The 14,821-nt window shown below is 66.8% G+C and carries 14 protein-coding genes and 1 tRNA gene; 10 read left to right on the top strand and 5 right to left on the bottom strand.

Features of this window, described 5'->3' with window-relative positions:
• Window positions 1–13: 13 nt before the first annotated feature.
• The 3 genes from C474_RS20870 to C474_RS20880 all read right to left on the bottom strand — a co-directional run bounded on the left by C474_RS20870 (window position 14) and on the right by C474_RS20880 (window position 1,816).
• Complete coding sequence (locus tag C474_RS20870; protein WP_008390372.1) at window positions 14–820, bottom strand: HD domain-containing protein; 807 nt, start codon at window positions 818–820, stop codon at window positions 14–16.
• Between the two features lie 87 nt (window positions 821–907).
• Entirely contained in the window at window positions 908–1,387 is a 480-nt protein-coding gene (locus C474_RS20875; RefSeq protein WP_008390375.1) for a redoxin domain-containing protein, read from the bottom strand.
• A gap of 39 nt (window positions 1,388–1,426) precedes the next feature.
• Window positions 1,427–1,816, bottom strand: coding sequence for a DoxX family membrane protein (locus C474_RS20880; RefSeq protein WP_008390377.1), 390 nt, complete (start codon window positions 1,814–1,816; stop codon window positions 1,427–1,429).
• 268 nt (window positions 1,817–2,084) lie between these two features.
• Between C474_RS20880 and C474_RS20885 the strand changes: the two genes are divergently transcribed.
• The 9 genes from C474_RS20885 (at window position 2,085) to C474_RS20925 (ending at window position 12,573) form a co-directional block, all read left to right on the top strand.
• Complete coding sequence (locus tag C474_RS20885; RefSeq protein WP_008390378.1) at window positions 2,085–2,369, top strand: Sec-independent protein translocase subunit TatA/TatB; 285 nt, start codon at window positions 2,085–2,087, stop codon at window positions 2,367–2,369.
• A gap of 71 nt (window positions 2,370–2,440) precedes the next feature.
• Window positions 2,441–2,514: transfer RNA gene (locus tag C474_RS20890), tRNA-Arg, on the top strand.
• 549 nt (window positions 2,515–3,063) lie between these two features.
• On the top strand, window positions 3,064–6,384 hold the full coding sequence (locus C474_RS20895; RefSeq protein WP_008390380.1) for a type II/IV secretion system ATPase subunit: 3,321 nt from the start codon (window positions 3,064–3,066) through the stop codon (window positions 6,382–6,384).
• On the top strand, window positions 6,385–8,436 hold the full coding sequence (locus tag C474_RS20900; RefSeq protein ID WP_008390382.1) for a type II secretion system F family protein: 2,052 nt from the start codon (window positions 6,385–6,387) through the stop codon (window positions 8,434–8,436).
• A complete protein-coding gene (locus tag C474_RS20905; protein ID WP_008390384.1) occupies window positions 8,433–8,960 on the top strand; it encodes a DUF7287 family protein in 528 nt (175 codons plus the stop codon). The genes C474_RS20900 and C474_RS20905 overlap by 4 nt, the downstream gene beginning before the upstream one ends.
• A complete protein-coding gene (locus tag C474_RS20910) occupies window positions 8,954–9,553 on the top strand; it encodes a DUF7288 family protein (RefSeq protein ID WP_008390385.1) in 600 nt (199 codons plus the stop codon). The genes C474_RS20905 and C474_RS20910 overlap by 7 nt, the downstream gene beginning before the upstream one ends.
• Entirely contained in the window at window positions 9,541–10,527 is a 987-nt protein-coding gene (locus C474_RS20915) for a DUF7261 family protein (protein ID WP_239640466.1), read from the top strand. The genes C474_RS20910 and C474_RS20915 overlap by 13 nt, the downstream gene beginning before the upstream one ends.
• On the top strand, window positions 10,514–11,092 hold the full coding sequence (locus C474_RS20920; RefSeq protein ID WP_008390389.1) for a DUF7266 family protein: 579 nt from the start codon (window positions 10,514–10,516) through the stop codon (window positions 11,090–11,092). The genes C474_RS20915 and C474_RS20920 overlap by 14 nt, the downstream gene beginning before the upstream one ends.
• Window positions 11,089–12,573, top strand: coding sequence for a DUF7289 family protein (locus tag C474_RS20925; protein WP_008390390.1), 1,485 nt, complete (start codon window positions 11,089–11,091; stop codon window positions 12,571–12,573). The genes C474_RS20920 and C474_RS20925 overlap by 4 nt, the downstream gene beginning before the upstream one ends.
• 42 nt (window positions 12,574–12,615) lie before the next feature.
• Here the strand turns inward: C474_RS20925 and C474_RS20930 are convergent, their stop codons facing one another.
• Window positions 12,616–13,383, bottom strand: coding sequence for a DUF7289 family protein (locus C474_RS20930; RefSeq protein WP_049917231.1), 768 nt, complete (start codon window positions 13,381–13,383; stop codon window positions 12,616–12,618).
• A gap of 107 nt (window positions 13,384–13,490) precedes the next feature.
• Between C474_RS20930 and C474_RS20935 the strand changes: the two genes are divergently transcribed.
• The gene (locus C474_RS20935) at window positions 13,491–13,862 is read left to right on the top strand and encodes a hypothetical protein (protein ID WP_008390395.1); all 372 of its coding nucleotides are present in this window, start codon (window positions 13,491–13,493) and stop codon (window positions 13,860–13,862) included.
• A gap of 27 nt (window positions 13,863–13,889) precedes the next feature.
• On the opposite strand, the gene C474_RS20940 is transcribed toward C474_RS20935, so the two are convergent.
• Entirely contained in the window at window positions 13,890–14,714 is an 825-nt protein-coding gene (locus tag C474_RS20940; protein WP_008390396.1) for a formate/nitrite transporter family protein, read from the bottom strand.
• Between the last annotated feature and the right edge of the window lie 107 nt (window positions 14,715–14,821).

Genomic DNA, 14,821 nt, shown 5'->3' on the forward strand with positions numbered 1-14,821 from the left:
CGCGGTCCGCCGTTTACAGTTCGATGCGCTCGACGAGTTGGTCCTCCGCCTTCGTGTTGACGGCGACTATGCGAATGTAGTCCTCGAGGAGGGACTTGTGGAGCTTCGATTTCAGGAGGTTGTCGACTTGGTAGACGCCCGCGGCGTTCACCATCTCTATCTCGACGAGAACGGGCTTGTTATCGCCGGATTTCAGCGTTACGCTGTCTATCGCCTGACTCGACAGCGTGTTGATGCCGCGCCCGCCCTTCTCGTAGGGGATGCGCGACCGACCGCGCTCCATGTCCAAGGCGTCCGAGACGCGGATGACGCCCGCCTCGGTCGTCAGGGGGTCCTCCTCCGTGTGGTGACAGAGGATGGCGTGGAGCACCTCCGCCTTCATCCGGACGACCTCGGAGGTGTCGTAGAACTGGGGGAGAAAACGATCTAAGAGGTCCGCCGCGAGCGGAATCGAGTAGTACGCGTGCTCGTCGCGGTGGACCACGTGGCCGATGTCGTGCAGCGTCGCGGCGAGGGCGACGATGACGGCTTCGTCTTCCTCTTCGAGTCCCTGTTGGGAGGCGCCGTTGAACTCGACGTCGCCGTCCTTCAGGAGGTCGTAGAGACGGAGCGCGCGGTTGCGAACGATTTCGATGTGCTTCTCGCCGTGGTCGTTGTACCCCTTCCGGGTGACCGCGTTGACGTTCTGCGCCTTCAGGTACGTCTTCACCTCGGGGTCGTCGAGAAGGGAGGGGAGGACCTCGTTGAGCTTCTCGTCGGGAAAACTGTGGTTCGCATCGGGGTCGTACTGTCGACCGACGTCGTCGGTTACGTGAGCCATTTCACCCGTAGTACGTCCGGGAGGTGAAAGTACCTGCGGTCGTGATACGTTCGCACGCCTCGGGAGCGCTTTCGACCGGCCGTCGCTTCAGGCGCGGGCGGACTCGGCGGCCGCCGCGACCGCTTCGTAATCGGGTTCGGCGCCCGGGTCGTCGCTGACCCACTTGTACGTCACCTCGCCGTCGGCGTCGACGACGAACACCGCGCGCTTCGCGACGTTCCGGACGCCGGCGTCCGAGAAGTCCATCGCCACGTCGTACTCGTGGACGAGTTCGCGGTTGGTGTCGCTCAGGAGAGGGAAGTTGAGGTCGTTCTGCCGCCGGAACTCGTTGAGGGTGAACGGAGTGTCGATGCTGACACCGTACACCGTCGCGTCCACGTCCTCGAACTGGGCCATGCGGTCGCGGAACGTGCGCATCTCGGTCGTACACGTGCTCGTGAACGCGGCGGGGAAGAAAGCGAGTACGAGCGGTGCGTCGTCGAGGTGCTCAGAGAGGGAGAACGTCCCGACGTCGCCGTTCGCGACCGGGACGGTGAAGTCGGGGGCGTCGTCGCCGAGGTCGACCATACGAACGGTCTCGCCGGCGCGTCAGTTCAAGGTTGTCGTTTAGTTCGCGTTCGCCTTGCGTTCGCGCATCGTGACGGCGAAGGCGATGGCGGCGCCGAGGAAGGAGGCGTTGCGGAGGAACGCGTCGAACTCTTCGTCGCGTTCGTCGCCCTCCATGTTCCAGAAGTCGTGCATCTGCGGCGTCACGCCGAGGAGGAAGGTGGCGATACCGACGATGCCCAGGAGCGGCGCGAGTCCGAGAGCGAGGAGGATGCCGCCGGCGAACAGCAGGAAACTCGCGGCCGGAACGAGGACGTTCGCGAACGGGACGCCGACGCTGTCTGCGTAGGCGACCATATCGTCGGTGCTCGCGAGGTTGTCGTAGCCGTCGCGGGCGAACTTCGCCCCGAAGGCGATTCGTGCGAAGATGAACAGGAGACGGTTGAGCATGCGGTCGTACGAAGGGTCGGACGAAGATAAACTCTGGCGGCCCCGGCGAGACGCACCCGATTTCGAAATCCGGTGTCGAGCGGCGAACGACGGGTCCCGGTTCGTTCTCCTGGTCCGACGTGTGCGGCGACCGCTACGGGCGTCGGAGGTGAGGTGCGACCCTCGAACCCCCCGGTTGCGGCGGTTTGCGACCCTCGGCGGACGCGCTGGGAGCAAACCCTGAAATGCAAAAAGCCTATAGTCGCGAGTAGGTTAAGCCCAGGTAGCGATGTTCCAGAATTTCCCCCTATTCCCGGGGATTCCAGGTGGGCCGGAGCTCCTCATCGTCCTGCTCGTCCTCGTGTTGCTGTTCGGGGCGAACAAGATTCCGAAGCTCGCTCGATCCACGGGTCAGGCCATGGGCGAGTTCCAGCGCGGACGCAACGAAATCGAAGAAGAGCTCAAGCAGATGGAGAACACGGACGACGACGAAGAAGACGACGAGGCGACGACGGCGTCCACGGAAGCGGCCACGGAAACGACGTCGACTTCGACGTCCTCGGACTCCAACTGAACACGTCTTCTCGCTCCGGCTTTTCTCTGCGAAACATATCTCCTTTAGTAGTTGCTCTCGTAGCCCCGATGGGGCGTGTGGCCTAGCGGATCAGGGCGAGGGGTTCCTAACCCCTCGATCGCGGGTTCGAATCCCGCCACGCCCGTTATCGGGTCGAGCGAAGCGAGACCGATAACGGACAGTGCGGGGTTCGAATCAGGAAGGTCGCGCGCAGCGAAGCGAGCACGTCCGACCGTGGTTCGAATCCCGCCACGCCCGCTTCGCTCACTTCGTTCGCTCGCGAGCGTGGCGTACTCCCACTCGCTGCGTTCGGGGGAGTCCCGCCACGCCCGCAGACTGCATCACACGTGTAACGGGCGACCGGGTCGCCCGTCTTCGTCCCACCGGCCGACCGGAGACCGGATGCGCGGCGAGACGAGGCTCCCAAAACGACAACCCGCGTCGAAACGTGTCGTTAATCCCGTGGCACGACGTCGAAGCGCGAACGAATCGTCTCCGATCGCCACCGTAAATTATCTTAATGGAGAATATCAACTTAGATAGACTTAGAGCGCTTCCAATCAGCCCTCAACAATCTTTTCACTAAAAAATATATAAAAATACCTTATTTGCGGTTGTATTTTGTAGAAATATCCCTAAATGAGGGCTTAAATCTCCAGAAGTCTTTTTGACTGGGGAGACCGACGAGAGAACAATGGCTACCGACGACGACGCGTCCCCGCCGGCCCGACGGGAGTCGGGCGGCGACGACGAGGACGTGTTGGAGGGGGAGGTCGGCGGCGACCGGGTGGCTCTCGACGGCGACGTCGCATCGGGGGATGCGACGGACCGGGAGTCGCAGGACGCATCGACTGACGAGTCCGAGGACGGGTCGAACGCGACCGTCGGCGAGTACTCGTGGGCGCACTTCCTCGACGAGTTCGGAGAGGAAGGCGACGCGGAAGCGCTCTACGGCGGGCGCGACCCGCGGGCGCCGCGCGCCGATTCGCGCTGGGACGACGGCGACGGGCCGTCCGCGCCGACCCGCCCGACGCGCGAGGACTGGCGGGAAGTCGATTTGGACCCCACCGAGGAGCGGTATCTCGGACATCACCCGGTCGACACTGAAGACGAGATTCGAGCGGCGGCGGGCGAAGCCGCCCGAATCCAAGCGGAATTCGAGGCATTCTGCGACCCCGAGACGACGCCCGTGGTCAAGGACGTCTGGATGTGGGAGCACTACAAGCGCGAGTACTACTACGAGGACGACGGTTCGAGCCCCCGGGACGACGAGGGGGAGACAGAGGAATTCGACGCCGCAGGGGCGCTGGGGTTCGACCCCGACGCGATAGAGAACGCCCTCGCGCGCGGCGCTCAACGCGCCGAGGAGTTGGACGAAGTCGTCGACGAACGCACCGTCGACGTGAACGAGGAGTTGGACGAGGACGCCTTCTTCTCGGACGACCGCGGTCTGACGACCGCGACGAACCGCTACGACCTGGAGAAGGCGGTGCCGATGGAGAAGAAGACGCACTTCCGCGAGGTGGAGCGCTACTGGGTGAACAAACCCCACTCGTTCGTCGTCATCTTCCGCTCGGCGAAAGAGAACGAGACGAAGTACTACGTCGTCGAACCCTACCAGAACGAAATCGAGGCGGACCTCACGGAGTTTCTGACCGGGAAGCTTCGCACCGCCATCAAGTACGACGACGAGAGTACCATCGGCACGGGCGACGGCACCCGACGCCGCGTCATCGAACAGCAGTCGCTCGAACTGCTCGAACGCTACGACCTGTACGACCCCGGCCCGGACGGCTACTCCGATTCGCTGTCGCTGCTCCCCGGGACGGATGACGACGACGTCGGCGAACCGGAGGGTCCGGGTGCGGTCGAGAGCCTCCTCGGACGCCTCGGCCTCGGCGGCGACGCCGCCGACGGTTCGGACGCCGGGACGGAAACGGCGGCCGCAGACGGGGGAACGGTCCCCGACGGACCGCGGGACGGAACGGTCGGAACGCTCGCCCGCCGTTTCGGACTGAACGAGTCGTCGCTCGGCGGCCGTATCGACGGCCTCTTCGCCAAACCGCCGCGGGTGCGGGCCGGCCTCGACGGCATCGCGGCGCGCCCCGAACCAGTAGTGCTCGCCGAGGACGCCGCGACGCTGACGGAGTATCAAGTCGAGAAACTGCTCTACTACCTCCGGCGGGACTTCATCGGCTACGAACGGATAGACGGCGTCAAACACGACATCAACGTCGAGGACATCTCCTGCGACGGCTACAACTCGCCGGTGTTCGTCTACCACTCCGACTACGAGCAGATCATCTCGAACGTCTTCCACGGGGAGACGGAACTGGACGACTTCGTCGTGAAACTCGCCCAGCGCTCCGGGAAGGGCATCTCGAAGCGCCGCCCGCAGGTGGACGCGACGCTCCCCGACGGGTCGCGCGCGCAACTCACCCTCGGCCGCGAGGTGTCCGACCACGGGACGAACTACACCATCCGGCAGTTCAAGGACGTGCCGTTCACGCCTATCGACCTGATAAACTGGAACACGTTCTCCTTGGAGGAGATGGCGTTCCTGTGGCTCTGCATCGAGAACCACAAGTCGCTCATCTTCGCGGGCGGGACGGCCTCCGGGAAGACCACCTCGCTGAACGCGGTGTCGCTTTTCATCCCCTCGAACACGAAAATCGTCTCCATCGAGGACACCCGCGAGGTGGAACTGCCGCAGCGAAACTGGATCGCCTCCGTCACCCGCCCGTCGTTCTCCGACGACGACAAGGGCGACGTGGACGAGTTCGACCTGCTGGAGGCCGCCCTCCGGCAGCGACCCGACTACATCGTCATGGGCGAGATCCGCGGCGAGGAGGGGCGGACGCTGTTTCAGGTGATGTCGACCGGCCACACGACGTACACGACGTTCCACGCCGACAGCGTCGGCGAGGTGCTCAAGCGCTTTACGACCGAACCGATCAACGTCTCGAAGACGATGTTCACCGCGCTCGATCTGGTGTCCATCCAGACTTCGACGCGCGTGCAGGGCAACAAGGTCCGGCGGAACAAGTCGCTGACCGAGATAAACCACTACGACGCCGAGAACGACGAGATAAACGTTCAGGACGTCTACCAGTGGCAGGCCGAGGACGACGAATATCTCCAGATGGGGTCGTCCAACACGTTAGAGGAGATACGGTTCGACCGCGGGTGGACCGAGGAGACCCTGAATCGCGAACTGTTCCTGCGGCGGGTCGTCCTCGCGTACCTCATCGACCGCGGTCTCAACACGTACACGCAGGTGGCCGCCACGCTCCAGGCGTTCATCAACGACCCCGACACCATCCTGACGCTGATGGCCGAGGACGAACTCGAACGCAGCCTCGAGGACCTCCGCGAGATGGAGTCGGTGCAGATCAACGTCGACCCCGAGAAGGAGGAGATGGTCCCCCGACCGGACCCGCCCGAAGAGGTGCGTGACCTCTGCCGCGACATCCTCGACCGCGCCGAGGCGGAACTGTTCGGGGACTACCGCGGGCAAGAGGCCGGCGAGGTGGCCGACGCCCTCCGGCACGTCGCCGACGAACCGGACGTGAGCGCGGGCTACGAGGACCACTCGGCGCTCGACGCCTTGGACGAAGCGACGCGGACCGACCCGGAGCTCGCAGAGGGCGGCGAGGACTCGCCGGAACTGGAGGGGGGTGACGAAGGCGACGCCGGGCCGAGCGAACTCGACGCCTCGGACGAGACGACGCCGGCGTTGGACGCGGGCGACGCGGTGGAAACGGACGCCGATGCCGACTCCGACGCGACGGATACAGACGCGCGGGACGACGGCCCGCGGGACGGAGACGGTGCGGAGACGCGGTCCGAGGAACTCGACATCGACGACCTGTTCGGCGAGGACGTCTCCACCGAGTTAGAGGAGGACGGCTGGGGCTTCGGCGAGTTCGAGGACGCCGACCCGAAGGACGTCGCGGACGACGGGGGCGACGGAGACGAGGGGAACGGCGGCGCCGGCGACGAGGGAGCCGAGTAGATGAGCCTCGACTCACCCACCTCCGGGCCGGGGGGACTCGACCGGAGCACCGACGCCCTCGGCGACGCGTTCTACCCGCTGTTCCGCCTGCTGTTCGACGAGGACGGCGACTTCGTGAGCGACATCGGGCGAAAGCTCGAACAGGCGCGGATGCCGGCGACGGTGGAACTGTACCTCTCACACGCCCTCGCCATCGGCGTCCTCGTCGGCGGCGCGCTGTGGTTCCTCGGCTCGTTGCTCGGCTACGCGCTGTTCGCGTTCGGCGTCGTCTCGCCGGCGACGCTCAGCGTCGGTCTCCCGGCGTCCGACCCGGGGACGGCGGCGTTTCTGGAGTCGCTGAAGATGCCGTTCGCCGTGCTCGTCTCCGGAGTCGTCTTCGGGAGCCTCGGGTTCGGCGCGGGGTTCGGAACGCTCGTGGCGATTCCGTACTCGAAGGCCTCCACCCGGAAGCGCGAGATAAACATGCTGCTGCCCGACGCCGTCTCGTTCATGTACGCCCTCTCCGTGGGCGGGCTGAACCAACTGGAGATTCTGGAGGCGATGGGCCGCGCGGAGGACACGTACGGCGAAGTCGCCCGCGAGTTCCAGAGCATCGTCCAGGAGACGGAGTACTTCGGCACGGACTACCGCACCGCCATCCGCGAACAGGCGATAGTGTCGCCGTCGAGCGAACTCTCGCAGTTCCTCACCGACATGCTCTCCATCGTCAACTCCGGCGGCAACATGGAGCGCTTCCTCGACGACAAGAAGGACAAGCACATGCGGACGGCCAAGCAGGAACAGGAGATGACGCTGGAGACGCTGGAACTGTTCGGGGAGATGTACATGACGCTGTCGCTGTTTCCCCTGCTCCTCATCATCATCCTCGTCATCATGAGCATGCTCGGACAGGCGCAGCAGTCGCTCCTATACGGGACGGTGTACGGGCTCATCCCGCTCACCGGCGTCGGCTTCCTCGTCCTCGTCTCGACGGTGAAACAGGACGAAACCGGCGACGGCTACCTCGACCCCTCGGGCGCCTCCGACCGCCTTCGGCAGGAGAACAAAGAGGGGCTGTTCCACATGGGCCTCATCGAGAGCTTCGTCGGCGAACACACCCTCTTCGACCGCGTCCGCTCGCGCGAGGGGACGTACAAGACGAAGCAACTGCTCGAACGTCCCCACCTGTTCTTCCGGGACAACCCGCTGTACACGCTGTTTCTCACCGTCCCCGCCGCCCTCGCCCTGCTCGGCACGGCCGTCGTCGGCGGGAGCGCGCCGCTGTCGTGGGAGGCGATGCTGGAGCGGCCCATCTGGGGCACGTTCGTCTGGTGGTACGTCCCCGTCTACACCGTCGGCATCCCGCTGGCGTTCTTCCACGGGTGGAACAACCGCACCCGACAGGCCGTCGTCGGAAAGCTCTCGGAGAACCTCCGAAAGCTCTCGAGCGCCAACGACACCGGCCAGACGCTGCTGGAATCGGTCAAGACCGTCTCGGACACCTCCTCCGGAAATCTCGCCGACGAGTTCGAGGTGCTGCACGCGAAGGTGAACTACGGGATGAGCCTCCGTTCGGCGCTCGTCGAGTTCAACAACAAGTACCACATTCCCCGCCTGGCGCGGACGGTGAAGCTCATCACGAAGGCCCAGGAGGCATCCAGTCAGATCACGGACGTGCTGACGACGGCGGCGCAGGCCTCCGAGAACCAAGACGACATCGAACGCGAGCGGAAGTCGCGGACGATGATGCAGGTGGCCATCATCCTCATGACCTACGTCACGCTCTTGGCCGTGATGGCCATCCTGAAGACGCAGTTCCTCGACGTGATGGCCGAACTCACCTCGCAGACGAGTTCGAGCGGCGGGTCGGAGGCGGTCCAGGGCGGGCCGGACTTCGGCGGCGGCGTCGACACCGCCCTGCTCTCGCTGCTGTTCCTCCACGCGGTGACGCTGCAGGCGACGCTGTCGGGACTCATCAGCGGCTACATCCGGAACGCGGACATCGTCTCGGGCGTCAAGTTCGTCGTGGTGCTCCAGACTCTCGCGCTCGCGGTGTGGATGGTGGTCGGATGAGTCGAACGCGACTTCGACCGTCCGCGGCCGACGACCGGGCGCAGACGACGATAGACTTCGTCGTCGGAATCAGCATCTTCCTCCTCGTCGTCGCGTTCGTCGTGCTGTTCGTCCCCGGCATCTTCGACCCCTTCGACGGGACGAGTCGGACGCAGGCGGCCGACCGGTTCGCGGCGACGCTGGCGAGCGACGCCCTCGGCGACCCCGCGACGCCGGCCGCGCTGAACGCGACGTGCACGCGCGCGTTCTTCGAGCAGATGCGGACCGACGCGGACGCGACGGCCGACTGCGGCTTCGACGCCACCGCGGACACCGTGGCCGCGGCGCTCGGCACCGACCGCTTCGCGGTGAACGTCACCGTCTTCGACGGCGGGTCGGTCGCCGAACTCGCGGACCCCGAGAACGGCGGGTCGGTCGAACTCCGCGCCGGACCGCCGGTCCCGGACAACGAGGCCGTGGCGACGACGCGACGCGTCGTCCTCCTCGACGGCCGGACCCACCAACTGGCGGTGAGAGTATGGTGACGCCCGACCGCGGACAGGCGCACACGCTCGAAGCCGTCGCCGCCAGCATCCTGCTCCTCTCCAGCGTCGCCTTCGCCCTCCAAGTGACGGCGGTCACGCCGCTGACGGGGAGCACGTCGAACCAGCGCATCGAGGACCACCAGTCCGTCGTCGCCGAGGACGTCCTCGCCTCGCAGGCGGCCAACGGGACGCTGAAGGCGGGGCTGTTATACTGGAACGAGTCGGCCCGCCACTGGCACGGCGCGCCGTGGGACGGCTATCACGACGGCGCCCCCGAGAACACCTCGCTGGGGCGGACGCTGAACGACGCGCTCCTCGACCGGGGGGTCGCGTACAACCTGAACGTCTACTTCTGGCGCAACGACCAGCGCATCCGAGAGCAGGTGGTCTATCTCGGAGAACCGAGCGACCACGCCTCCGTCGCCACGTGGACCGTCACGCTGTACGACGACGACAGACTCAGCGACGCCGACGGCGACCCGACGGGGACGACGCTCGCCGACGCCGGCGAAGCGTACTTCGTGCCCGACGCGGACCCGAACGGGCCGGTCCGCGGCGTCGTCGTCGTGGAGGTGGTGACGTGGCGGATGTGAGCGGCGACGACCGGGGGCAACTCGTCCTCGTCACCGCCCTGGCGATGGCGACGCTGTTCGTCGTCCTCGCCCTCCTCGTGAACACGACCATCTACACCGGCAACGTCGCCGCCCGGTCGGACGTGAGCGAGTCGGCGACCGTGGTCAACTACCGCACCGAGGCGCTCGACGCCGCCGAGAGGACGCTCCGGTACGCGAACCGACACGAGAACGACTCGGGCGACGGCTCCGACGCCGCGTACGCGCGCATGAACGACTCGCTCCGGCGCGGCGTCGGCAACTGGAGCGACGCCGCCGCCGCACACGAGGCCTTCTCGGGAACCGCGACGCGGACCCGCGTCGTCGGCGCGACGAACGGGACCCGAATCGCGCAGACGAACGCCTCGCGGACCCTCTCGAGTCCGGGCGGCGCGACGGAGTGGACGCCCGTGTTCGACGCCACCGGCGTCCGCGACCTGCGATTCGCACTCGGCACCGCGAGCCTGGCGACGGTGAGCGACGGCGAAAACGAGAGCGAACTGCTGGCCAGCGGGGCCTTCCGCGCGAACCTCACCGACGCGGCGGGCACGCGGTCGGTGTTCGTGTACGACCTGTCCGGCGGCGACACCGGCGTGACGGTCCGCGGGGCCGACGGGACCCTGACGGCGTGCGGTCCGGTCACCGGCGAGACCGTGACGCTGGACGCGGAGGCCGCGACGGTCGACGGACAGCCGTGTTCGGCGCTCTCGCGGTTCGACGAGTCGGGCGACGCGTTCAGTCTCTCGTTCGACAGCGCCGACGCGGCCGCGGGGACGTACTCGTTCGTCGTGGACCGTGAGGTGGACGACGACCCGGCCGTGAACCAGTCGATTTCGCTGGACTCCGGCGCCCCGTTCCGGACGGCGGCGCTCTACGACGCGACCGTGCGCGTCGTCTACCACGGCCCCGACACCTACTACGAGGCCGAGACGGAGGTGCCGGATGCGAGCGCGTGAGTCGGACCGCGGCGTCTCCACGACGCTCGGATACGTGTTGACGCTCGTCATCACCGCAGTCCTCGTCTCCGGCCTGCTGGTCGGGACGGGGCAGTACGTGGACGGGCAACGAGAACGGGTCGTCGACCGGGAGCTGTCGGTCCTCGGGGAGCGAATCGCCGCCCGCACGGCCGACGCCGACCGGATGGTCCGCACCGGCGACGGCACCGAGGCGGTCCGCGTCCGGGTGGACCTGCCGCGGACCGTCGCCGGCGGGTCCTACCGCATCGAGGTGAGCGACTCGCCGGGAGCGACGGGAACGCCCGCGGCGCACGACGTCACGCTCACGTCGGGTGGCGGGGACCGGTCGGTGACCGTCCGGGTCCGGACCGGGACCGACGTCGAGACGGGGACGCTCGCCGGCGGCAACCTAGTCGTCGCGTACGACCCCGCGACGGACCGACTCGCCTTCGAGTCCGGCGACTTCGTCGGGCCCGCACCCGCGCTCTCCAACCCCTCGATGCGGCCGCCGGCGACGGTCCGTCGGTCGACGTCGGGGGCCGTACTCGGAGGTGTCGGGCGATGACGCGCGGGACGGGGACGGACCGCCGCGCCGTCTCCTCGACGGTGGGGGTCGTCCTCCTCCTCGGACTGACGCTCATCGGCAGTGGCCTCCTCGTCGGCGTCGGGTCCGTCGCGATATCGACGACCCAGGAGACCATCGACGTCGACCGCGCCGAGCAGTCGATGACGCAGTTCGACTCCGTCGCGGCGATGGTCGGACTGGGCCAGACCGCCCGCGAGTCGGTGGCGCTTCGGAGTTCCTCGGACGGGCAGTACACCGTCTCGCCGGACGACGGGTGGGTGCGAATCACCCACCACAACTACTCCGGCGACGCCGACGAGGAACTGTACAACGCCTCTTTGGGTTCGGTGAGCTATCGGACGGAGTCGACGGTCGTAACCTATCAGGGCGGCGGCGTCTGGCGGCGGAACGACGGCGGCGGCACGTCGATGGTGTCGCCGCCGGAGTTCCACTACCGCGACGCGACGCTCACGTTCCCTGTCGTCCGCGTGCGCAACGCGGACTCCGCGTCCGGGCGGGTCCGAGCGGTCGTCTCGCGGCAGGGCGATCTCGCTCGCGTCTACCCGCATCCGACCGAGTCGGGGACGGGGTGGAAGACGTACGACGACGGCGCGAAGACGTACCGCAACCCCGTCCGGAACGGGTCGGTGAGCGTGACGGTCCACAGCGAGTTCTACCGCGGGTGGGCGGAGTACTTCCGCACCCGGACCACCGGGAACGTCACCGTCGACTCCGCCAACCGGACCGCGACGCTCGAACTGGCGACGGTCGGGATGGTCGGGTCGTTCGACCTCCCGGCGAAAAATCAGCCCGTCGAGGTGCGCGGCATGGCATCGGCCCACCCCATCCGGACGTTCGAGGTGTCGCTGGCGAAGGCGAACGGCGGCAGCAACAACATGGACTTCTCCTTCTACGCGACGAAGGGGACCCAGGAGTACGAGACGGTCGTCCACGTCCCGAAGGGTATCGGGAACTACTGCAGCAACGGCAAGGAGACCGACCTGACGATGGTCGTCTACTACCGCGACGGGACCGGCGGCCAGCACGTGTGGACGAACGACAGCGTCCCCGTCGAGAGCGGTCCGATCAGTCTCGACTGCGCGACCGAGACGATATCGGTGAACTACACGAGCGACCTCCCACTGACGTACGACGGGTCCGGCGCGACGGGGGAGACGGCGCTGACGTGGGACGACCCCGTCGACTCCTCGGCGTCGTTCAACCACACGGGCACGGACGGCGAGAACGTCACGTTCGTTCCCGGAGACCGGACGACGAGCCGACATCTGACCAGACACTACCTCAGCTTCTTCGCGCCGGACTTCGATCTGACGACGTGGCACGGACCCGGAAACAGCGGGAAAGCGCGCCTCGACGTGGACGAGTCGACCGGAGAACTGGAGTACGAGACGTCCTCGGGGTCGCGGTACATCACGTTCCTCCACGTGACCGAGAACAACGTCACCGTCGAGTTGGAGTAGGCGTCGCGTCGGCGTCAGTGCCGGCACCGGTTCCGCCCGCGCTCACTCGAACGTCGTCCGCAGAGTGACGCGCACTACCGTGACCCGCGAGACGTCTTCGAGGTCGCAGGAGACGGTCGTCGACGCGTCGGTGTAGGGGTCGCAGGCGAACCCCTCGGACGTCAGGTAGTCGCCCCACGCGGGAGCGTACGAGGAGTTCACGTCGATTCGGAGGGTCGCGTTCGTCTCCGACCGCGTCAGCAGCGTCGAGCGCCCGGATTCGACGGTTCGGATGCGGGCGATTCGCTCGCCGCCCACCCGCGTCGTCCCGCGCGGAACCGACCGGACGAGTTGGACGACGGCCCCGTCCTCCCCGAAGACGAAGTCGGGTTCGTGGACCATCCGCGGCGGTCCGCCCCCGTCGGTTCGCAGAACCGCCCCTGAGGCGTACCGGACCTCGCCGGCGTCCTGGAGCGCCATCACGACCGGGGAGAGCGAGACGTCACCCGTCGAGTTGTTCACGTCCCCCTCGGTGGCGGGCGTCGTATCGACCGTCACGTTCACCGTCGCCTCGCCGTATCCGAGCGTCGAGTCGGCGAGTTTGAGTTCGGTCCCGCGACTGGGCGCCCCCCGACGCGAGACGTCGGCGACGTTGTCGGCGAACACCTCGAAGGCGCGTTCGGCGTTGTTCACCCGTTCGAAGTCGCGCACGTCTCGGAGTTCTCCGACCCCGAAGGCGTACACCGACCCGACCGACGCGACGATGAGGCCGAAGACGATGACGAACCCCAGCACCTCGCTCACCCCCCGGTCGTCTGCCTGCAGAGACACGCCTGACGTTGGTCCAGCGGGTAATTAAGTGTAGTGCGAAATTGATAGTCTTCACAGGAAATAATTTCTGCGAAGGAATGATTATCCGAGGGCGCACACCGGCGCACATGGCCGAGACACCCTCCCCGACCCCGTCCGGTCGGCTCTCGAAGCGCACCCAAATCGCCCTCGCCGCGTTCTGCACGCTCGTCATGCTCTACAGCGTGGTCATCGCCGGGCAGATACTGCTCGGCGTCCTCGCCTGCGGATTCGTCGTCACCGCCGTCGTCGCGTACAAACTCGTCGGCGCGTTCTACCGCTTCGTCGCGGCCACGGAACGCATCGCCGGGGCGTTGGAGTCGAGAGAGGGTACCGGCCGGTCGACCGGACCAAACTCCCCCTCCGGCGCGGTCCGGGCGGCCCGGTCCGACGACTCGCGGGGTCAGACAGACGACGCGAGCGGCGACCGGTCCCGCGACCACGCCGCGGACCGGTGGTGAGGCGGCCGTTCTACTGTACCCTACTGGTCACTCGACATCGACGTCGTGTTCCTCGCCCGGCAGGGCGACGTGTCCGTAGTTGAGGAGGCCCACGAAGACGGACCCGCCGATTACGTTGCCGAGCGTCGTCCAGACGAGAAAGTGCGCGAGTCCGGCCGCGCCGACGCCCTGTCCCAAGAGGAGCGCCGTCAGCACCTCCGTCGTCCCGAGGATGCTGTGGTGGAATGGCCCGAACCCGATGAGCGCGGTGACGAGGAGAACGAACAGGATTCGCCCGACGGTGTCGCGACTGGCCGCCGATAGCCACGTTACGAGTCCCATCAGCCAGCCGGCGACGACGCCGCTGAGGAGGATGACCCACCACGGGTGGGGGACGAGGGCGCCCGCGAGCGTCCCGAACGCCGCCGGGTCGACGATGTCCATCGCCGGACCGAGCGTCACCGCGAGCGCCGAGAAGACGACGCAGCCGAGCAGGTTGCCGACGTAGGTGACGGTCCAGACGCGTCCGAGTTCGCCGACGGACGCCCGGCCGTCGGCCACCGGGAGGATGGCCATCGTCGAGTGCGCGGTGAACAGTTCCGTCTGACCGACGACGACGAACAGGAACGCGATAGAGGAGACGCCCGCCAGCACCGTCTGCTGGACCAGCGTGGATTCGAACCCCCCGGAGAACGTCAGCGCCATCGCCATGAACAGCGCGCCGAAACTCAGGTTGAGGCCGGCGGCGAACGCCGAGAGGAACACGCCCCAGACGGGCCGGTGAATCTCCTGCAGCGCGTTCTCCATCTCGCGCTCGAGGATGTGGCGGTACGAGAGCGTCGCTCCGGAGTAGTCCGATTCGTCCGAACTCATCTCATGCCTAGACGTTTCTTCCGGCCGGTGTAACGGTCTTTCGGCGGCGCGAACCCGCCTCGACGGTGACAGATTAACCGCTTCGGGACGGGTTCGCGACCGGATAA

This window comes from Halogeometricum pallidum JCM 14848, assembly GCF_000337095.1.
Classification (GTDB): domain Archaea; phylum Halobacteriota; class Halobacteria; order Halobacteriales; family Haloferacaceae; genus Halogeometricum; species Halogeometricum pallidum.

Coding starts and splice junctions, on each gene's coding strand:
- C474_RS20870 (WP_008390372.1), bottom strand. CDS start 820: ATGGCTCACGTAACCGACGACGTCGGTCGACAGTACGACCCCGATGCG.
- C474_RS20875 (WP_008390375.1), bottom strand. CDS start 1,387: ATGGTCGACCTCGGCGACGACGCCCCCGACTTCACCGTCCCGGTCGCG.
- C474_RS20880 (WP_008390377.1), bottom strand. CDS start 1,816: ATGCTCAACCGTCTCCTGTTCATCTTCGCACGAATCGCCTTCGGGGCG.
- C474_RS20885 (WP_008390378.1), top strand. CDS start 2,085: ATGTTCCAGAATTTCCCCCTATTCCCGGGGATTCCAGGTGGGCCGGAG.
- C474_RS20895 (WP_008390380.1), top strand. CDS start 3,064: ATGGCTACCGACGACGACGCGTCCCCGCCGGCCCGACGGGAGTCGGGC.
- C474_RS20900 (WP_008390382.1), top strand. CDS start 6,385: ATGAGCCTCGACTCACCCACCTCCGGGCCGGGGGGACTCGACCGGAGC.
- C474_RS20905 (WP_008390384.1), top strand. CDS start 8,433: ATGAGTCGAACGCGACTTCGACCGTCCGCGGCCGACGACCGGGCGCAG.
- C474_RS20910 (WP_008390385.1), top strand. CDS start 8,954: ATGGTGACGCCCGACCGCGGACAGGCGCACACGCTCGAAGCCGTCGCC.
- C474_RS20920 (WP_008390389.1), top strand. CDS start 10,514: ATGCGAGCGCGTGAGTCGGACCGCGGCGTCTCCACGACGCTCGGATAC.
- C474_RS20925 (WP_008390390.1), top strand. CDS start 11,089: ATGACGCGCGGGACGGGGACGGACCGCCGCGCCGTCTCCTCGACGGTG.
- C474_RS20935 (WP_008390395.1), top strand. CDS start 13,491: ATGGCCGAGACACCCTCCCCGACCCCGTCCGGTCGGCTCTCGAAGCGC.
- C474_RS20940 (WP_008390396.1), bottom strand. CDS start 14,714: ATGAGTTCGGACGAATCGGACTACTCCGGAGCGACGCTCTCGTACCGC.